The sequence below is a fragment of the Leisingera sp. UBA4491 genome (genome assembly GCF_002388965.1).
In the GTDB taxonomy this organism is placed as follows: domain Bacteria; phylum Pseudomonadota; class Alphaproteobacteria; order Rhodobacterales; family Rhodobacteraceae; genus Leisingera; species Leisingera aquaemixtae.
In genome coordinates this window covers 17,231-35,331 of the sequence record NZ_DGNN01000026.1, presented here as the reverse complement: position 1 = coordinate 35,331, position 18,101 = coordinate 17,231, and the positions used below count along the sequence as shown (strand labels likewise).

Annotated in this window: 17 protein-coding genes; 13 read left to right on the top strand and 4 right to left on the bottom strand. The window is 64.9% G+C overall.

What is annotated here, in order from left to right:
• The first annotated feature begins 42 nt into the window (after positions 1-42).
• The 6 genes from B2P87_RS13760 to B2P87_RS13735 all read left to right on the top strand — a co-directional run bounded on the left by B2P87_RS13760 (position 43) and on the right by B2P87_RS13735 (position 5,957).
• On the top strand, positions 43-504 hold the full coding sequence (locus B2P87_RS13760) for a peroxiredoxin (RefSeq protein ID WP_141890415.1): 462 nt from the start codon (positions 43-45) through the stop codon (positions 502-504).
• 274 nt (positions 505-778) lie between these two features.
• Positions 779-1,621: a ferritin-like domain-containing protein gene (locus B2P87_RS13755; protein WP_141890416.1), complete on the top strand. Its 843-nt coding sequence runs from the start codon at positions 779-781 to the stop codon at positions 1,619-1,621.
• 89 nt (positions 1,622-1,710) lie between these two features.
• Positions 1,711-2,247, top strand: a complete 537-nt coding sequence (locus B2P87_RS13750) for a ribosome modulation factor (RefSeq protein WP_141890417.1) — start codon at positions 1,711-1,713, stop codon at positions 2,245-2,247.
• A 224-nt stretch (positions 2,248-2,471) separates the two neighbouring features.
• Positions 2,472-3,803, top strand: a complete 1,332-nt coding sequence (locus tag B2P87_RS13745) for a M23 family metallopeptidase (RefSeq protein ID WP_058287013.1) — start codon at positions 2,472-2,474, stop codon at positions 3,801-3,803.
• The gene (locus B2P87_RS13740; protein ID WP_141890418.1) at positions 3,793-4,332 is read left to right on the top strand and encodes a bactofilin family protein; all 540 of its coding nucleotides are present in this window, start codon (positions 3,793-3,795) and stop codon (positions 4,330-4,332) included. Before B2P87_RS13745 ends, B2P87_RS13740 begins: the two co-directional genes overlap by 11 nt.
• Positions 4,333-4,586: 254 nt before the next feature.
• On the top strand, positions 4,587-5,957 hold the full coding sequence (locus tag B2P87_RS13735; protein ID WP_141890419.1) for a calcium-binding protein: 1,371 nt from the start codon (positions 4,587-4,589) through the stop codon (positions 5,955-5,957).
• 53 nt (positions 5,958-6,010) lie between these two features.
• Here the strand turns inward: B2P87_RS13735 and B2P87_RS13730 are convergent, their stop codons facing one another.
• The 3 genes from B2P87_RS13730 to B2P87_RS13720 all read right to left on the bottom strand — a co-directional run bounded on the left by B2P87_RS13730 (position 6,011) and on the right by B2P87_RS13720 (position 8,174).
• Positions 6,011-6,973, bottom strand: a complete 963-nt coding sequence (locus tag B2P87_RS13730; RefSeq protein WP_141892075.1) for a DUF3179 domain-containing protein — start codon at positions 6,971-6,973, stop codon at positions 6,011-6,013.
• A gap of 153 nt (positions 6,974-7,126) precedes the next feature.
• Complete coding sequence (locus B2P87_RS13725) at positions 7,127-7,675, bottom strand: peptidylprolyl isomerase (RefSeq protein WP_058287016.1); 549 nt, start codon at positions 7,673-7,675, stop codon at positions 7,127-7,129.
• Complete coding sequence (locus B2P87_RS13720; protein WP_058287017.1) at positions 7,668-8,174, bottom strand: peptidylprolyl isomerase; 507 nt, start codon at positions 8,172-8,174, stop codon at positions 7,668-7,670. The genes B2P87_RS13725 and B2P87_RS13720 overlap by 8 nt, the downstream gene beginning before the upstream one ends.
• Positions 8,175-8,314: 140 nt before the next feature.
• Here B2P87_RS13720 and B2P87_RS13715 point away from each other — a divergent pair, with 140 nt between their 5' ends.
• Entirely contained in the window at positions 8,315-9,505 is a 1,191-nt protein-coding gene (locus B2P87_RS13715; RefSeq protein ID WP_141890420.1) for a phosphoglycerate kinase, read from the top strand.
• A 67-nt stretch (positions 9,506-9,572) separates the two neighbouring features.
• On the opposite strand, the gene B2P87_RS13710 is transcribed toward B2P87_RS13715, so the two are convergent.
• Positions 9,573-11,207 (bottom strand): acyl-CoA dehydrogenase family protein, encoded by a 1,635-nt coding sequence (locus tag B2P87_RS13710; protein WP_141890421.1) that lies wholly within the window; start codon positions 11,205-11,207, stop codon positions 9,573-9,575.
• A gap of 231 nt (positions 11,208-11,438) precedes the next feature.
• Between B2P87_RS13710 and B2P87_RS13705 the strand changes: the two genes are divergently transcribed.
• The 6 genes from B2P87_RS13705 to B2P87_RS13680 all read left to right on the top strand — a co-directional run bounded on the left by B2P87_RS13705 (position 11,439) and on the right by B2P87_RS13680 (position 17,961).
• On the top strand, positions 11,439-11,738 hold the full coding sequence (locus B2P87_RS13705; protein WP_058287020.1) for an FtsB family cell division protein: 300 nt from the start codon (positions 11,439-11,441) through the stop codon (positions 11,736-11,738).
• A gap of 354 nt (positions 11,739-12,092) precedes the next feature.
• Positions 12,093-13,106, top strand: a complete 1,014-nt coding sequence (gene pdhA, locus B2P87_RS13700) for a pyruvate dehydrogenase (acetyl-transferring) E1 component subunit alpha (protein ID WP_141890422.1) — start codon at positions 12,093-12,095, stop codon at positions 13,104-13,106.
• A 16-nt stretch (positions 13,107-13,122) separates the two neighbouring features.
• Entirely contained in the window at positions 13,123-14,493 is a 1,371-nt protein-coding gene (locus B2P87_RS13695) for a pyruvate dehydrogenase complex E1 component subunit beta (RefSeq protein ID WP_141890423.1), read from the top strand.
• Between the two features lie 8 nt (positions 14,494-14,501).
• Positions 14,502-14,762, top strand: a complete 261-nt coding sequence (locus B2P87_RS13690) for a hypothetical protein (RefSeq protein ID WP_058287023.1) — start codon at positions 14,502-14,504, stop codon at positions 14,760-14,762.
• A 1-nt stretch (position 14,763) separates the two neighbouring features.
• Positions 14,764-16,086 carry a pyruvate dehydrogenase complex dihydrolipoamide acetyltransferase gene (locus B2P87_RS13685; protein ID WP_141890424.1) on the top strand — a complete coding sequence of 441 codons (1,323 nt, stop codon included), beginning with the start codon at positions 14,764-14,766 and terminating at the stop codon, positions 16,084-16,086.
• Positions 16,087-16,485: 399 nt separating this feature from the next.
• Positions 16,486-17,961 (top strand): Hint domain-containing protein, encoded by a 1,476-nt coding sequence (locus B2P87_RS13680; protein ID WP_141890425.1) that lies wholly within the window; start codon positions 16,486-16,488, stop codon positions 17,959-17,961.
• The last annotated feature ends 140 nt before the right edge of the window (positions 17,962-18,101 follow it).

Below are 18,101 nucleotides of genomic sequence, written 5' to 3'. Positions count from 1 at the left end.
GTTGCCGCGCAGTGAGTTGCGCAAATTACCGGAGACAGGCCAATGCCCGACGTTTCAGATCCCGCCCCTTCCTTTACCCTGCCCCGCAGCGGCGGCGGAGAGGTCACTTTGTCCAGCCTCAAGGGCGCGCCCGTGGTGCTGTTTTTCTACCCCCGCGATGATACTCCCGGCTGCACCAAAGAATCCATCGCCTTTTCAGAGGCTTTGCAGGCCTTCGCCGATGCCGGCGCGCAGGTTTTCGGGATCTCCAAGGATACCGTCGCCAAGCACGACAAATTCACCGCCAAACACGGGCTGACGGCACCGCTTTTGTCCGATGCGGACGGCACGGTGTGCGAGGATTACGGCGTCTGGAAAGAGAAGAGCATGTACGGCAAGAAGTTCTGGGGGATCGAACGCTCCACCTTCCTGATTGATGCCGATGGCCGCATCGCGCAGGTCTGGCGCAAGGTCAAGGTCGACGGCCACGCGGACGAGGTGCTGGCAGCCGTCCGGGCGCTGTAAGGCGCTCCGGCGCGCAGGCAAGGCAGCGTGCAGGCAAGGCGGGGCGCTCCCGCCAGCTCTGCCCGCGCCCTGCCGGGCGCAGGCCTTGCTGTTGGGCCCGGCGCCGCCCCTGCGGGCGGCGCGCACCGCGCGGGACGCGCGGTGCCCGGCCCAAGGCCGCCAGGGAGATCAGCCCGCTGATCGCCCGCGGGCGCGGGAGCCCTCCCGTTTCCGCTCTGGACTCCGCCGCCCAAATCAGGTGAACCCGGGCCAGCCGCTGCAACAGGAGACCCGCATGACCGATCAGCCCCAAACGCTCGCCGAACGCGCCGCCGAGGTGCTGACCACCGCGGACGGGCGGCAGAAGACCGCGCTGTCGCGCCGCCACGCCGCGGCGTGGTTTGCCTCCCGCGCCGGCACCGGCCCGGAGATCGCCATCGGCACCGCCTCCCCGCCGACGCACCCGGCCCGGCCCGACAAGCCGGAGCTGCTGCACCCCCGCGACGTGCCCAAGCGCAAGCCGGGATCGGAGGCAGGCCGCATCGCGCTGCTGCACGCCGTCGCCCATATCGAGCTGAACGCCGTCGACCTGCACTGGGACATCATTGCCCGCTTCTCTCACGTGCCGATGCCGATGGGCTTTTTTGATGACTGGGTCAAGGCTGCGGATGAGGAATCCAAGCATTTCAACCTGATGTGCGACTGCCTTGAAGCCCTGGGCAGCCATTACGGCGCCCTGCCGGCCCACGCCGGCATGTGGCGCGCGGCGGAGGACACGGCAGAGGACCTGATGGGCCGCCTGGCGGTGGTGCCGATGGTGCTGGAGGCGCGCGGGCTGGATGTCACCCCCGGCATGATCGAAATCTTCCGCAAGGCGCAGCTCACCCAGGCCGTTGAAGCGCTGGAGGTGATCTATGCCGAGGAGGTCGGCCATGTCGCCTATGGCTCCAAATGGTTCAACTTCCTGTGCGGCCGGGACAACCTCGACCCCAAGGAGGTGTTTCACGCGCTGGTGCGGAAGTATTTCCACGGCGCCCTGAAGCCGCCGTTCAACGAGGAAAAGCGCGCCGATGCCGGCCTGCCGCCGGATTTCTACTGGCCGCTGGCCGATCAGGCGCGGGACCTGCCGGGCAGCTGAGGCCAAGGGCCGGCCGCGCGGGCCGCAGCCATCTTTACCAAACCGCCGCAGCCGCCTAGACTGGGACATCTGGACAGCCGGGTGATCCCATGTTCGAAAACGACTTCCCATTGCTGAGCACGGCCAGCCTCTCGGCCCTGATCCTGCACACGGCACGGTCCGGCCCGGTGACGCTGGACCGCTGCGAACAGGCGCTGGACGCCCTGTTCCGCCAGGCCAACGAAACCCCCGGCCTGCCCCCCGAAGACCTGCGCGAACGGCTGGCCGCCCGCCTGTCGGAGCTGGAGATCGCAGGCATCCTGGTCCCGGGCGAGCCGCTGCCGGGGGAGGATCCCAGCTGGCGGCTGACCAGCCGCGGCCATCAGGCGCTCATGCGGCATCCCGAAGGGCTTGATCAGACCGACCTCGCCCAATACCCCGAGTTCGCCGCCCACCTGCGCGCAACCGCCCATAAGCCCTGCGGCATGGACCCGCGCGCGCAAAGCTATGACGAGGGTTACCGCGCCGGCATGGACGGCCAGCCCTTCACCGGCAATCCCTATGCCTTCGACACCGCCGACCACCAGGCCTGGGAAAGCGGCTGGACCGAAGCGCAGGAGGAACGGCAGAAAAGCCAGCCGGGCTGACCGGCCCCCCGTCTGCCCGGCACGTCCGCCGGCCGGGCCGGGGCATACCCCCGCAAACTCGGCAGATTTCCGCCTATCTGCCCGCCCTGCCGGCACGATCCGGGCCCGATGGGTCAACAGGCTTGCCCAATCGGCCCGCCCTGTCTATTCACTTCGCCCAAGGCACCGGATCCGCCCTGCGGCACCGGCGCACTTCGGGACAGGGACGGAACAGGGAACGGACTTTGCGCACACGGCTCGCGATCAGAATTCACGCCTTTCTGGAACGCCGCTTCCCCGAGCGGCGGGTGTTCCTCAAATCCGACACCGACACGCGTTTCATCCGGCTGCGGTCGGAGACCCAGCTGGCCGCGGTGGCCGGCATCACCCTGCTGGTCTCCTGGACCATTGTTGCCACCGCCATCGTGCTGATGGACAGCATCGGCGCCGGCAATTTCCGCGAGCTGGCCAAACGCGACCAGCAGACCTACCGCGAACGCCTGAATGCAATCTCCGACGAGCGCGACGCCCGCGCCGAGGAAGCCCTGGCGGCGCAGGAGCGGTTCAACGCCGTGCTGGCCCAGATCTCGATGATGCAATCCGAGCTGCTGGCCTCGGAGACCCGCCGGCGCGAGCTGGAAACCGGCATCGAGGTGATCCAGACCACCCTGCGCGACACCATGAGCGACCGCGACGGCGCCCGCCGGGCCCTGGCAGAACTTCAGGAAGAAACCCAGGACGAAAACGCCGCCCCGGCGGTCATGGCCAGCGCCGTGGAGCAGATGGACATGCTGGCGGGGGCCCTGACCGATACCGCGGCGGAGCGCGACCGGATCATGGCCGACGCCCGGGACGCCGTCGGCCAGCGCCAGGAGCTGGAACTGGAACTGCAGCTGATGGAAGAACGCAACGGCCAGATCTTCCGCCAGCTGGAAGAGGCGGTCGCGGTGTCGATTACTCCGCTGGATAAGATGTTCCGCAGCGCCGGCATGCCGCCCGACCGGATTCTTGAGCAGGTCCGGCGCGGCTACGACGGCCAGGGCGGCCCGCTTGCGCCCTTGGCGATGTCGACCCGGGGCGAGGAACCCGCCCCGGAAGAGCTGCGCGCCAACAGGATCCTTGCCCGGCTGGATCAGCTGAATCTGTACCGTCTGGCCGCGGAAAAGGCGCCGTTTGCCACCCCGGTCAATCTGGGCCATGTGCGCCAAAGCTCCGGATTCGGCTACCGCCGCGACCCCAAGACCGGCGGCCGCCGCCTGCATAAGGGCTTTGATTTTGCAGGCAGCACCGGCACCGACATCTTTGCCACCGCCGACGGCGTGGTGACCCACGCGGGCTGGCAATCCGGCTACGGCAAGCTGGTCACCATCCGCCACGCGTTCGGCATCGAGACAAGATACGCCCATAATTCGAAACTCCGCGTTACGGCCGGCCAAAGGGTCTCGCGCGGGGATCACATTGCTGATATGGGTAACACCGGACGGTCCACCGGGACCCACCTCCACTACGAGGTGCGGGTCAACGGGCAACCTGTAAACCCCATGATCTACATCAAGGCTGCGAGAAATGTTTTCTAAGAGCAAAATCAACGAGCCCGGGCCGAAGCAGGCCGACGCAACCCCGGCTGCCCCTGCCTCTGCCGCTCCGGCTGCGCCGGCGCCCAGCGACTACAAGACCAGCGCGCCCAAGGCCAAGCCCGCCGCGTCGCTGCTGAGCTCGGACCTGCACATCACCGGCAACGTCAAGACCACCGGCGACATCCAGGTCGAAGGCACCGTCGAGGGCGACATCCGCGCGCATCTGCTGACCGTTGGCGAGACCGCCACCATCAAGGGTGAGATCACCGCCGATGACGTTGTCATCAACGGCCGCATCGTCGGCCGCGTGCGCGGCCTCAAGGTGCGCCTGACCTCCACCGCACGGGTCGAAGGCGACATCATCCACAAGACCATCGCGATTGAAAGCGGCGCCCATTTCGAAGGCTCCGTGCAGCGCCAGGACGACCCGCTGAACCCGGGCGGCCGCAAATCCGCCCCGGCCGCAGCCCCGGCTGCTCCGTCGGCAGCCGTTCAAGCCGCGACTGCTGCGCACAAGGCCGAAGGCTGAACTGCCGGTCGGCAGGCTTTCAACACTGCCGGGCCACACAGACACGAAAGCTGCGCCGCAAGCCTCCGCTTGCGGCGTTTCTTTTTTGCTTTGCGGGGGAACACTCGTAAAAGCTGCAAAAACGTTACAGTAACGTGACGGTAAAGATTTCCTTGCCTTGAACATTACTCCCCTTCTAGGGCAATAGACCTTTGAATTGAGTTGCCCAACAGGGTTTCAACCAAAGTATTGTCAAGTCCAAGGAGCTGTACCCAATGGCTACGTTTACCGTGAATGATTCCAGCAACAGCTGGGATGTCGGGGATCTTCAAACCTTCCGGGTCCTCAACCCGACACCGGGGACAGTCAACAGCAACCTTGTGGAAATCAACGGCACCACATACAGCGGCGCCAGTTTTTCGGCCAGAGTTACAGGCAGTTTCAGTGCATTTGGCACATCCGTCTATGGAACGATCACAAGCATCACATTCCAGATCAACGGATCAACAGTCTATACCGCCAGCGGTCTGGACGTGTCCTTCACCAAATATTCCAATAGCTACTCAACTTCCTCCTTCGAGGAGGAGGCCACAAAGGGCAACGACCTCTTCAGCATCAACTCGACCCGCAGCAGCACCTGGAAGCTGGGGGATGGCAATGACACAATCAATGCGGGAAGCGGCTGGGACTACATTTACGGTGGCAGCGGAACAGACAGGCTGATTGTCGATGGCGCCTTCTCCAACGCCAGCTTCTCCTCCAGCTTCAGCCGCATCATCCTTGACGGACCGGACGGCCGCGACACCCTGAACTCCATTGAGTTTGTCCAATTCAGCGACCGCACTGTCAGCCTGACGGCCGGGACCTCATATGCCAACACGCTCAATGGAGATAACAGAACGGCAACATCCCACGATGTCCTGCTCGGCGGCAGCGGCAACGATAGCATTAACGGATTCTCCGGACACGACCTGCTTCTGGGGGAAGACGGCAACGACAAGATTTCCGGCCACAGCGGCAGTGACACGCTGCGCGGCGGAAACGGCAACGACACGCTGCTGGGCGGTCTCGACGCCGACAGCCTGTTCGGCGACGGCGGCAACGACAACCTGGCTGGCGGCGACGCGAAGGACACGCTGAGCGGAGAGAGCGGAGACGACACGCTGAATGGCGACGGCGGCAATGACGTGCTCAGCGGCCAAAGCGGCAACGATCTCCTTGACGGCGGCAAGGGCAGAGACAAGCTTCTGGGCGGCACTGGCATCGACACATTGAAGGGCGGCAACGGCGCCGACACCCTGGCCGGCGGCGGCGGCGATGACACCCTGTCCGGCGGCACCGGCGGCGACCGCCTCAGCGGCGGCAGCGGGCGCGATGTGCTGCTGGGCCACAAGGGCGACGACCTGCTGACCGGCGGCGGCCGTGCTGACACCTTCGTATTCCACAAGGGCCACGGCAACGACACCATCACCGACTTCACCGCAGGCCAGGATCACATCCAGATCGGCCGCGGCGCCTCCCGCCTGGGCCAGCTGGATTTTGAGGCACAGGGGGACGATGTGCTGGTCTCTTTCGCCGATGTGACCATCCTGGTGGAGGACATCAGCCTGGCGCAGCTGCAGGACGCGGACAACTTCCTGTTCTGATCTGCCGGTCCGCTGGAAAAAAGCAAGGCGCGCCCGCTGCGGCGCGCCTTTTGTCATTTCAGCATCCACGTGCCGTCCGGCCAGAACGCGTGGAAGGCAAAGGCAAACATCACGTCATGCGGCAGATCGCGCCCCTGGCTGTCGCGCACCCGGACAGAGCCGATATCGCGCCCGCCGGCAATCGTGCCCGTATCCAGCGCCGAGGCCTGGCCCGTCCGCCAACTCAGCACCACACCGGCCTCGCGGATCCCGCCTTCGCGCGCCAGCCGCGCCAGCGGCCAGGCCCGGCTGCCGACCCGCACCACCCGCTCCATCGGTGCCAGCCCGTGCGGCGGCGGGGTGCCATCATACAGGAACGGCCAGTCCGACCTGTCGTAATTCACATAAGGGTTCTGCCCGTACCGCCGGTTCCAGCCCGGCTGTGCCATCACCAGCCCGTCCGGGTTGCGGGCGGTGAACTCCTGCCAGCTTTCCACCCAGCTCGGCAGCGTCTTCAGCCGGGTGCCGGTCATCCGCCCGACGATGCCGGTGCCGGTCGCCTGCTGCCACCAGCTTTGGGTTTCGCGGTCATACATCACCAGATCCGAGTGGCGCAGCTTGCCGGTGACCCCAAAGCGCAGCACCCCGGCACCGGTGCGCCGGTCGAATGTCACCGCCGAATTGCACAGCGGGCAATAGGTCACCGCCACCGGCACCCCTGCCACCACATCGTTCACGATCTCATGCCAGGTCAGATAGCGCAGCGGATAAGCCCGCGGCGTGGCGCCCGCCAGCTCCAGCGTGATCACCGGCTCGCGCGGCTTGATCCTCCGGTCCTTTGCGGCCTCTGTGAACTGCGGCGTATCCAGCGCCGGGATACCATCCTTGGGTACCCCTCCCGAGCGGATTTCCTGCCAATCCTTAACCAGCGACCGGCTGAAGTCGGTCTTCGGCCATTCCCTCTGCCAGACCTGCGGATCGGCTGCTGCAGTCAATGGCAACAGCAGCCCGAAACACAACAACAACCTCCTCAGCATGACCAGCACCTCCCGGTCCCAGTAAACGGCGGCAGAGAGGCGCGGAACAGGGGCGGGCACGGGCTTGTGACCGCCTGTCATCACCCAGCATATAAAAGGCCCGCCCCCGGAGTGCCGGGCGCGGGCCATCGTCTTTCAGAAAGCCGGAAGGCTTTATTCGGTCACGCTCACCTTGGCCATGGTGTCGGGCTGGCCGATCACCGCGCCATTGGGGCCGGCGCCACGCTTGATCGCATCGACCACATCCATGCCCTCGGTCACCTTGCCGACAACCGTGTACTGGCCGTCCAGGAACGGGCCCGGGGCAAACATGATGAAGAACTGCGAATTGGCGCTGTCCGGGCTCTGCGACCGGGCCATGCCGACCACGCCGCGGTCATAGGTGATGTCGGAGAACTCAGCCGCCAGATCCGGGCGGTCAGAGCCGCCCTGCCCGGCCCGGCGCATGTCGCCGCCGGCCTTGCCGAACTCAACATCGCCGGTCTGCGCCATGAAGCCCTCGATCACGCGGTGGAACACCACGCCGTCATACTGGCCCGCTTCGGCCAGCGCGGTGATCTGCTCCACATGCTTGGGCGCCACATCCTCGAACAGGTCGATCTTGATGGTGCCGTTGGCTTCGCCCGCGACCTGGATTTCCAGACCAGAAGCAAAGGCAGGCCCTGCCGCCAGCAGGGCCACCAGCGAAAGCGCCTTATGCATCCGCAGCCACCTTGACAGAGATCATCCGGTCCGGGTTCGCAGGCGGCTCGCCGCGTGTGATCGCATCCACGTGCTCCATGCCGTCGATGACACGGCCATAAACGGTGTACTGACCATTCAGGAAGTGGTTGTCCTTGAAGTTGATGAAGAACTGCGAGTTTGCGCTGTCCGGGTTGGCCGAACGGGCCGCGCCCAGGGTGCCGCGGTCATGCGGCAGCTTGGAGAACTCGGCCGGAACATTCGGCAGGCTGGAGCCGCCGGTGCCCGCCATGCGCAAGTTGAAGCCGTCTTCCATGTCGCCATTGGCCACATCACCGGTCTGCGCCATGAAGCCGTCGATCACCCGGTGGAAGCAGACGTTGTCATACTCGCCGGCACGGGCCAGTTCCTTCATCCGCTCGGAATGCTTCGGCGCCACGTCGGGCAGCAGCTCGATCACCACATTGCCGTCTTTCAGCTCGATGATGATGGTGTTTTCGGGATCTTTGATCTCGGCCATGTGGCCCTCCTGTCGTCGAAATTTGCAACGATAGTTAAGGGCAGCGCCCGGAAATGCCAAGGGAGCATTGACTGATGCGCAAAAACCCCCGAAACAGCCCGCGGATTTGACTGCACTTTCACCATAAGGGGTCTCTTGAGATGGGCTGGAAAACACTCGACGACATGGATCTGAACGGCAAGCGCGTGCTGGTGCGTGTGGACATCAACGTGCCGATCGTCGAAGGCGTGGTGACCGACTCCACCCGCATCCGCCGTATCGCCCCCACCGTGCGCGACATTCTGGCGGCGGGCGGCAAGCCGATCTTGCTGGCCCACTTCGGCCGCCCCGGCGGCGAGCGCCGCGAGAACCTGTCCCTGAACCAGCTGGTGCCGACACTGGAGCGCGCCTTTGACACCCGCGTGCTGTTTGCCGCCGATTGCGTCGGCGCCGGCGCCGAGGCCGCTGCCGACGCGCTGCAGCCGGGTGAGGTCCTCCTGCTGGAAAACACCCGCTTCCACGCCGCGGAAACCAAGAACGACCCCGATCTGGCGGCCGGCATGGCGCGGCTGGGCGAGGTTTACTGCAACGACGCCTTCTCCGCCGCCCACCGCGCCCACAGCTCCACCGAGGCAATCGCCCGCCTGCTGCCCGCCTGTGCGGGCCGCCTGATGCAGGCAGAGCTGCAGGCGCTGGAAAGCGCCCTGGGCAAGCCGAAGCGCCCGGTGACCGCAGTGGTCGGCGGCGCCAAGGTCTCCACCAAGCTGGAACTCTTGGGCAACCTGATCGAAAAGGTCGACCACCTGGTGATCGGCGGCGGCATGGCCAACACCTTCCTGGTGGCCAAGGGGCTGCCGGTCGGCATTTCGCTGGCCGAACGCATCATGAAGGACACCGCAGCCGAGATCCTCGCCAAGGCCGAGGCCGCGGGCTGCGAGATCATCCTGCCCACCGACGTCGTGGTCGCCAAGAAATTCGAATCCAACGCGCCGCATGAAATCCTGCCCGCCGATCAATGCCCCGAGGACGGCATGATCCTGGACGCAGGCCCGGAAAGCCTCGCCCGCATCATCGAGGTCTTCTCGAAAAGCAAGACGCTGATCTGGAACGGCCCCCTCGGCGCGTTTGAGCTGGAACCGTTCGACGCCGCCACCAACGCCGCCGCGCTGAAAGCCGCAGCGATGACCCGCTCCGGCCAGCTGATCTCGGTTGCCGGCGGCGGCGACACCGTTGCGGCGCTGAACGCCTCCGGCGCGGCGGGCGACTTCACCTACATCTCCACCGCCGGCGGCGCCTTCCTGGAATGGATGGAAGGCAAGACCCTGCCCGGCGTCGCGGCGCTCGAGCAGTAAACTCCAAGCTGCAAACACTCATAGGCCCGGCTGCAAAGCTGGGCCTTTTTCTTGTCCGGCGGCGGACCTATGCGCCGCGGAACCGCGCCAGGATCGCGGTCACATCCAGCCCCGCCACCGATCCCGGCAGCGATCCGCGCTCCCCGGCAATCCGGCTGGTGACATAACCCTCCGCCACCGCAGCAGGCGCCGCGTCCATCAGGCAGGCCGCCGTCATCAGCGTGGCCAGGCTTTCGGCGAACCAGCGCGCCTCCGCCTCATCCGGCAGCCCGGGCCAGCGCGCCCGGTGCGCCGCCAGCCCCGCGTCATAGCGCCGGTCGCCGCCCCTGGCCCCGTCCAGCAGCGCGTTCAGCGCCGACGCGGCCCGCGGCTCCCTGGCCAGCGTGCGCAGGATATCGAGGCAGATCACATTGCCCGACCCTTCCCAGATCCCGTTCAAGGGCGCCTCGCGATACAGCATCGGCATCGGCGTCTCCTCGACATAGCCCATGCCGCCCAGCACCTCCATCGCCTCGCCGATCACCGGGATGCAGCGCTTGTTGCCCAGGTATTTTGCCAGGGCCACCCCGATCCGCGCCAGTGCCCGGCTGTCCGGATCCGGCCGGTCAAACGCCGCCGCCATCGCCATGCCCGCGGCCAGCGCGCCCTCGGCCTCCAGCACCAGATCGGCCAGCACCGCGCGCATCAGCGGCTGGCCGATCAGCGTCTTCTGAAACGCCGCGCGCTCCTCGGCCCACCAGAAGGCCTCCGCCAGCGCCGCCCGCATCAGCCCGGCAGGCGCCAGCGCGGTGTCCAGCCTTGTGTGATGCACCATCTCGATGATGGTGCGCACGCCCGCGCCCTCTTCGCCCACCCGGTAGGCCAGCGCCTCCGCATATTCGATCTCGGAACTGGCGTTGGCGCGATTGCCCAGCTTGTCCTTCAGCCGCTGCAGCCGGATGCCGTTGCGCTCCTCCTCCAGCCAGCGCGGCACCAGAAAGCACGTCAGCCCGCCCTCCGCATAGGCCAGCGTCAGGAACCCGTCCGACATCGGCGCGGAGCAGAACCACTTGTGCCCGGTCAGCCGGTAATGCGCCCCGTCCCGCACCGCCCGGGTGGTATTGGCCCGCACGTCAGAGCCGCCCTGCTTCTCGGTCATCGCCATGCCCAGCGTCGCGCCGCGCTTGTGCGCGACGGGCCGCACCGCCGGGTCATACTCCGCGCTCAGCAGTTTCGGCTGCCACAGCGCCACCAGATCCGGCGCATGGCGCAGCGCGGGAACGGCGGCATAAGTCATCGTCATCGGGCAGCACACGCCCGGCTCCACCTGGTTCAGCATATAGACATGCGCCGCATGGGTGACATGGCCGCCCGGCGCGCCGTCCCAGGCGGCATGGGCATAGCCCAGCCGCTGCGCCGCCGCCATCACCTGATGATAGCCCGCATTGAACCGCACCTCGTCCAGCCGGCGTCCGGAGCGGCTGAACAGCTCCAGCCGCGGCGGATCGCGCCGCGCCTCCGCAGCGGCCTCCAGCAGCGTTTCGCTGCCGTACTCCGCCCCCGCGCGGGCCAGCGCATCCGTGCGGCCGCCGTGATGCGCCGCATAAGACCGCAGCGCCGCGTCCTCAGCCCACAGATCGCGCCCGCCGCGCGGCTGCGGCTGGTTCTGCACCTCATGAGTTCCCAAATCGCCGCGCCCGGCGCAGGCTGCCCTGTCTTGCATCGCTGATCCTCCCTGGCCCCAGCCTGCGCAAGCCGCCGCGCCGTGGCCAGCACAGCGCCGCGTCACCGCCGGTCTGCCGTTGCGGCAGCGCCGGGGCCAAAGCGCAAAAAATTCCCCCAGTGGACAGTTTTGGGATTCACAAGCCGATTCGGTTGTGGCATACATAAGACAGACGCCGGGAAACGGCGCAAAATCAAAACACTACAGCAGTAACATACAGGCACTCCCAACGTGACCCGAAGCCCCCGGCCGTCTTTTGGCGCCATCGCCTTCTTTGCCATCGCCTTCGCGCTCAGCGCGTATTTCACTTTTGCGGCGGTGCAAGGCGACTTCGGTCTATTCCGGAGGGTCGAGATCCAGGCCGAAGCAGAAGAACTGCGGCTGGATCTCGGCCGTCTCCACTCCCACATCGGCGACATGGAAAACCTGACCCGGCGGCTCTCCGACGATTACCTCGATCTCGACCTGCTGGATGAGCAGGCCCGCTCGGTGCTGGGCCTGGTCCGTGCCGACGAGATCGTGATCCGCTGACCCCCGCCTTGACGCCCCCGGCGTAACGCGTCCGCCAGCCCGTCAGCCCCGCGCCCCCGCAACCGCCTCTCAGACAATCAGCAGCCCCGGAATACCGGCAATGCCCCCGCCGCGCGGTGGGCCGAACCGCCCGCCTGCCGCCGCGCCGCTGCAAAAGGGCCTTCCCCTTGCGGGCGCAAGCGGCCATGATGCGGCACCTGCCGCGGCCCCGCCGGCGTGGCATTTTTGTGCGCTTTCGGCGGTTTTTTACGCGGCGGAAACCCCGCGGCAGAATAACACTATTCAGCCGCGTCAAAACCGGTTATGAATTTGTTTAATGCTAAACTATCTAGCCTGCAGGGGGAGCCGACCACCATGGCCGCTAGAAAAACCACAAAGAAACCAAACGTTTCTGCCGAAGAACTCACCCACTACTACCGCGAGATGCTGCTGATCCGCCGATTCGAAGAGAAATCGGGCCAGCTCTACGGCATGGGTCTTATCGGGGGCTTTTGCCACCTCTACATCGGCCAGGAAGCCGTTGTCGTGGGCCTCGAGGCCGCCGCCGAGGAAGGCGACAAACGCATCACCTCCTACCGCGACCACGGCCATATGCTGGCCTGCGGCATGGACCCCGACGGCGTCATGGCTGAGCTGACGGGCCGCGAAGGCGGCTACTCCAAGGGCAAGGGCGGCTCGATGCACATGTTCTCGAAAGAGAAGCATTTCTATGGCGGCCACGGCATCGTCGGCGCCCAGGTGCCGCTGGGCGCGGGCCTCGCCTTTGCCGACAAGTACAAGGGCAACGGCCGCGTCACCTTCACCTATTTCGGTGATGGCGCCGCCAACCAGGGCCAGGTCTACGAGACCTTCAACATGGCCGCCCTGTGGAAACTGCCGGTGATCTTTGTGATCGAGAACAACCAGTACGCCATGGGCACCTCGCAGCAGCGCTCCACCTCCAGCGCGGAGATCTGGGAACGCGGCAAGGCCTTCGGCATCCCGGGCGAAGCGGTGGACGGCATGAACGTCCTCTCCGTCAAGGAAGCCGGCGAACGCGCCGTGGCCCACTGCCGCAGCGGCGACGGCCCCTATATCCTTGAGGTCAAGACCTACCGCTACCGCGGCCACTCGATGTCGGACCCGGCCAAGTACCGCACCCGCGAAGAGGTCCAGAAGATGCGCGAGGAGCGCGACCCGATCGAGCAGGTCCGCGACATGCTCTTGACCGGCAAGCACGCCACCGAGGAAGACCTCAAGGCGATCGACAAGGAAATCAAGGACATCGTTTCCAAGTCCGCCGACTTCGCCAAGGAAAGCCCGGAACCCGCCCTGGACGAGCTCTGGACCGACATCTACGCGGATGAAGTGCCGCAGGAAAACGCCTGAGAGGGAAGAACAAGACATGGCAACTGAAATTCTGATGCCCGCCCTGTCGCCGACCATGGAGGAAGGCACCCTGGCCAAATGGCTGGTCAAGGAGGGCGATACCGTAAGCTCCGGCGACATCCTGGCGGAAATCGAAACCGACAAGGCGACGATGGAGTTTGAAGCCGTCGACGAAGGCACCGTCGGCAAGATCCTGATCGGTGAAGGCACCGAAGGCGTCAAGGTGAACACCCCCATCGCGGTGCTGCTGGAAGACGGCGAAAGCTATGACGCCTCCGCAGCCCCTGCCCCGGCTGCTGAAGCCCCGGCACCCGCAGCTGAGGCGCCCGCAGCCCCCGCTGCTGCCGCCGCGCCTGCACCGGTCGAAAGCCGTGTGCTGGAACCCGACTACCCGGAAGGCACTGAGATGGTGCAGACCACCGTGCGCGAAGCGCTACGCGACGCCATGGCCGAGGAAATGCGCCGCGACGAGGACGTGTTCCTGATGGGCGAGGAAGTCGCCGAGTATCAGGGCGCCTACAAGGTCTCCCAGGGCCTGCTGGACGAATTCGGCTCCAAGCGGGTGATCGACACCCCGATCACCGAGCACGGCTTTGCCGGCATCGCCACCGGCGCCGCCTTCGGCGGCCTGCGCCCGATTGTCGAGTTCATGACCTTCAACTTCGCCATGCAGGCGATTGACCACATCATCAACTCGGCAGCCAAGACGCTCTATATGTCCGGCGGCCAGATGGGCGCCCCGATGGTGTTCCGCGGCCCCAATGGTGCGGCCGCCCGCGTCGGTGCCCAGCACTCGCAGGACTACGCCGCCTGGTACATGCAGATCCCCGGCCTCAAGGTGGTGATGCCCTACTCCGCCGCCGACGCCAAGGGTCTGATGAAGACCGCGATCCGCGATCCCAACCCGGTGATCTTCCTGGAGAACGAAATCCTCTACGGCCGCGCCTTCGACGTGCCGAAACTGGATGATTTCACCATCCCCTTCGGCAAGGCCCGGATCTGGCGCGAAGGCTCCGACGCCACCATCGTCTCCTTCGGCATCGGCATGCAGTACGCGCTGGAAGCCGCCGAGAAGCTGGCCCAGGACGGCATCAGCGCCGAGGTCATCGACCTGCGCACGCTGCGCCCGATGGACCTGCCCACGGTGATTGAATCGGTCAAGAAGACCAACCGCCTGGTCACGGTCGAGGAAGGCTGGCCGCAGGGTTCCGTCGGCAGCTACATCGCCTCCGAGGTGATGCAGCAGGCGTTCGACTATCTGGACGCGCCGGTCATCACCTGCACCGGCAAGGACGTGCCCATGCCCTATGCCGCCAACCTGGAACGCCACGCGCTGATCACCACGGATGAGGTGGTGGAAGCCGTGAAGCAAGTGACCTACCGCTAAGGACGAAGATGGAAATCAGGGGCCGCGATCCCGAAACCGAATGCTACCGCGTCACGCTGACCGTCGACGGGCGCACAGTCACCGCACTGGTTCCCGAACGGCTGGCAGCAGACACACGGCTGATCGGCTCGCGGCCCTCCCATCAGGAGGCCTACGTCTGGATGGCCGAATACAAAGACAAGATCGAAGCCGCGATCACCCAGCTTGCCCGCGGCACCGGGCGCCCCAAGGCGCCCTATGACCAAATTGTTCTGATTGAGGAGCGCTGACATGCCCACCGAAATCCTGATGCCCGCGCTTTCTCCCACCATGGAGGAAGGCACCCTTGCCAAATGGCTGGTCAAGGAGGGCGACACCGTCTCCTCCGGCGACCTGATCGCCGAGATCGAAACCGACAAGGCCACCATGGAATTTGAAGCCGTGGACGAAGGCGTGATCGGCAAGATCCTGATCGCCGAAGGCTCCGAGGGCGTGAAGGTCAACACCCCCATCGCGGTGCTGCTGGAAGACGGCGAAAGCGCCGACGACATCCAGTCCTCCGGCGGCGGCGCATCCGCCCCGGCCAAGGAAGAGGCGCCGGCTGAAGCCAAGTCCGAAGCCAAAGCCGAGGCCCCCAAGGAAGAGGCCAAAGCTGCCCCCGCCGCCCCGCAGGGCGCGGACGGCAACCGCATCTTCGCCTCGCCGCTGGCCCGCCGCATCGCCGCGGACAAGGGCCTGGACCTAGCCCAGATCAAGGGCTCCGGCCCCAAGGGCCGCATCGTCAAGGCCGACGTTATGGATGCGAAACCGCAGGCCGCAGCCGCCGCAGCACCCAAGGCAGAGGCCGCCGCTGCCGCTCCTGCCGCTGCCGCCGCCCCTGCCGGCCCCTCCGCCGACATGGTCGCCCGCATGTACGAGGGCCGCGAGTTCGAAGAGGTCAAGCTCGACGGCATGCGCAAGACCATCGCCGCCCGCCTTACCGAGGCCAAGCAAACCATCCCGCATTTCTACCTGCGCCGCGACATCCAGCTCGACGCGCTGTTGAAATTCCGGGGCGAGCTGAACAAGCAGCTCGAAGGCCGCGGCGTCAAGCTCTCGGTCAACGACTTCATCATCAAGGCGGTGGCGCTGGCGCTGCAAGCGGTGCCGGACGCCAACGCGGTCTGGGCTGGCGACCGGGTGCTCAAGATGAAAGCCTCCGACGTGGCGGTTGCCGTCGCCATCGAGGGCGGGTTGTTCACCCCCGTGCTGCAGGACGCCGACGTGAAATCGCTCTCCGCCCTGTCCGCGCAGATGAAGGACCTCGCCAAGCGCGCCCGCGACCGCAAGCTGGCACCGCATGAATACCAGGGCGGCAGCTTCGCAATCTCCAACCTTGGCATGTTCGGCATCGACAATTTCGACGCCATCGTGAACCCGCCGCACGCGGGCATTCTGGCGGTCGGCTCCGGCGTCAAGAAACCGGTTGTCGGCGCTGACGGCGAACTGAAGGTCGCCACGGTAATGAGCGTCACCATGTCGGTCGACCACCGCGTCATCGACGGCGCCCTCGGCGCGGACCTCTTGAAGGCGATCGTCGGCAACTTGGAAAACCCGATGGTGATGCTGGCCTAAGAGGCTGCCTCCTTTAGACAAAAACAAAGCCCCGGTCCACGACCGGGGCTTTGCATTTGTAATGCTGCTACCGGCCTCAATCGGCCGCTTCAAGCCCTTCGCGGCCCTTGCGCAGCAGTCCTGCCGCTGCATCTGCACCGGACAGCTTTCAAGCACAGCAAACCTGTGGCGGCTTCAGGAAATACGTGAACTGCATTCTATTTTTCGGCGTAAGCAGATGATTTGGTTCGATTGGCAGATCTCAATCCGCAATTCATGCCCCAATTCTGCTGTGTTTATGCCACCGTGATCCCATACTGCGCGTTCATAGCACCCTAATGTGTTTTCAAGACCGCCAAATGCTGCCGGCATGGCAATCTAACTTGGTTCGGCCGCATCCATTCGAAAGAGGCTATAGTCATGCCTGCGATTGATATTGTTCGGCTTGATGAAGACCCGCATGAAAGTGCCTATAACGTCCGACCCGACACATCCTCTCGCGGGGTAGATCTGGAAGGCGCCCGTATCACGGCAACCTACGCCGATGGCACCACGGAAACCCTGACGTGGCAGGCCTTGGATCCCTATACCAATGGCGGGGCGGCAGGCGCAGACATCGATATGTTCTTCGGCTACAGCTGGCACGAGCTATCGACGACGAAACTGCTGACCTCGCTTGAGATCGATCTTGCACCGGCCAGCTCGGTGTTTGATACGACCTTTGCCATGGACGATGATCCTCTCGGGGGGTCCACGCCAACCTCCAAGAACGGCTTTCCGTTCAAAGTTGCTCCCGAATATGAAGACCTGTCCGGGACTATCACGGCGACATATACCGGGATTGTGAATTTGTCCGGAAGCGAGGCTGCCGGAGACCTCTATACCACAATGATCCTCGACTTCTCAGGTCTGCCGGAAGGCGGTTTGCTCGGGGATCTGGTCTGGAATTCGGACATCGACACGATGACGGGTCCGTTTGAGCCGGATCTGGTTGCAAAAAGCGATGTCTTCCAAATCTCAGGCGATGGCTCCGAGATCCTGAACGTTCTGGAAAACGACCTCCACAGCGACGGCAGCAGCCTGACGATCACCCATATTGCGGGCCAGGCTGTTTCCTCCGGTCAGTCCGTAACGCTGAGCAGCGGTGAAGTCGTGACCCTGAATGCGGACGGCACGCTCTCGATCACAAATGACAGCACTGTGTCTGAAACCAGCACGTTTTCCTATACGGTTGTGGATGATCGAGGAAACAGCGATGTCGGATCGGTAAAGGTCGAAACCGTTACAGGTGCTCCGCCGTGTTTCGTGGCAGGCACACAGATCGATACAAGGTACGGCTCAGTCGCTGTCGAAGACCTGGAAGTGGGAGCCGAGGTCATGACCCGGGATCACGGTCTGCAGCCACTGCGCTGGATCGGGTACAGCACCCGCCACGCAACAGGCCGCCATGCACCGGTGGTCTTTGCTGCTCATGCGCTTGGCGATCATGGCCCAATCGCCGTGTCGCAAAACCACCGGGTGCTGATTTCTTCTGAGCTGGCAGAGCTGCTATTTGGACAGTCCGAAGTCTTGGTCAAGGCGAAGCATCTTGTGAACGGCACAACAATCCAAGTGCGGGCAGATGGCCAGCCGGTGACCTATGTCCACTTGCTGTTTGATGAGCATGAAATTCTCTGCGGCAACGGTCTTGCAAGTGAGAGCTATCATCCGGGAGCTGAAACTCTAGGGTCCTTTGATGCTGAAACGCGGGAGGAGGTTCTGGAGCTTTTCGGGGATTTCGAACGCTACGGCCCGACAGCGCGCCTCGCGCTGAAGTCTCATGAAGGCCAATTACTGCTCTCTCATTTGCCGAAATCAGCAAATCAGGATTCTGATTTCCGCCCATTAAATGGCTGAGGAGCGATAGCTGCGCTGCAGTGTTGCAACGTGTGGGCTGATGCGCCTCAGCGACTTTTCATAGCCTGCTCTTGCGCTTAGCTGCGGTACGCTAGGGTCTCGGGCCGCACCTGCGGAAAACGGCAGCAAACCCCCGCTTC

What these genes read in the sequence shown, in the direction of transcription:
- B2P87_RS13760 (WP_141890415.1), top strand. Translation starts at nt 43, where the DNA reads ATGCCCGACGTTTCAGATCCCGCCCCTTCCTTTACCCTGCCCCGCAGC.
- B2P87_RS13755 (WP_141890416.1), top strand. Translation starts at nt 779, where the DNA reads ATGACCGATCAGCCCCAAACGCTCGCCGAACGCGCCGCCGAGGTGCTG.
- B2P87_RS13750 (WP_141890417.1), top strand. Translation starts at nt 1,711, where the DNA reads ATGTTCGAAAACGACTTCCCATTGCTGAGCACGGCCAGCCTCTCGGCC.
- B2P87_RS13740 (WP_141890418.1), top strand. Translation starts at nt 3,793, where the DNA reads ATGTTTTCTAAGAGCAAAATCAACGAGCCCGGGCCGAAGCAGGCCGAC.
- B2P87_RS13735 (WP_141890419.1), top strand. Translation starts at nt 4,587, where the DNA reads ATGGCTACGTTTACCGTGAATGATTCCAGCAACAGCTGGGATGTCGGG.
- B2P87_RS13730 (WP_141892075.1), bottom strand. Translation starts at nt 6,973, where the DNA reads ATGCTGAGGAGGTTGTTGTTGTGTTTCGGGCTGCTGTTGCCATTGACT.
- B2P87_RS13725 (WP_058287016.1), bottom strand. Translation starts at nt 7,675, where the DNA reads ATGCATAAGGCGCTTTCGCTGGTGGCCCTGCTGGCGGCAGGGCCTGCC.
- B2P87_RS13720 (WP_058287017.1), bottom strand. Translation starts at nt 8,174, where the DNA reads ATGGCCGAGATCAAAGATCCCGAAAACACCATCATCATCGAGCTGAAA.
- B2P87_RS13715 (WP_141890420.1), top strand. Translation starts at nt 8,315, where the DNA reads ATGGGCTGGAAAACACTCGACGACATGGATCTGAACGGCAAGCGCGTG.
- B2P87_RS13710 (WP_141890421.1), bottom strand. Translation starts at nt 11,207, where the DNA reads ATGCAAGACAGGGCAGCCTGCGCCGGGCGCGGCGATTTGGGAACTCAT.
- pdhA (WP_141890422.1), top strand. Translation starts at nt 12,093, where the DNA reads ATGGCCGCTAGAAAAACCACAAAGAAACCAAACGTTTCTGCCGAAGAA.
- B2P87_RS13695 (WP_141890423.1), top strand. Translation starts at nt 13,123, where the DNA reads ATGGCAACTGAAATTCTGATGCCCGCCCTGTCGCCGACCATGGAGGAA.
- B2P87_RS13690 (WP_058287023.1), top strand. Translation starts at nt 14,502, where the DNA reads ATGGAAATCAGGGGCCGCGATCCCGAAACCGAATGCTACCGCGTCACG.
- B2P87_RS13685 (WP_141890424.1), top strand. Translation starts at nt 14,764, where the DNA reads ATGCCCACCGAAATCCTGATGCCCGCGCTTTCTCCCACCATGGAGGAA.
- B2P87_RS13680 (WP_141890425.1), top strand. Translation starts at nt 16,486, where the DNA reads ATGCCTGCGATTGATATTGTTCGGCTTGATGAAGACCCGCATGAAAGT.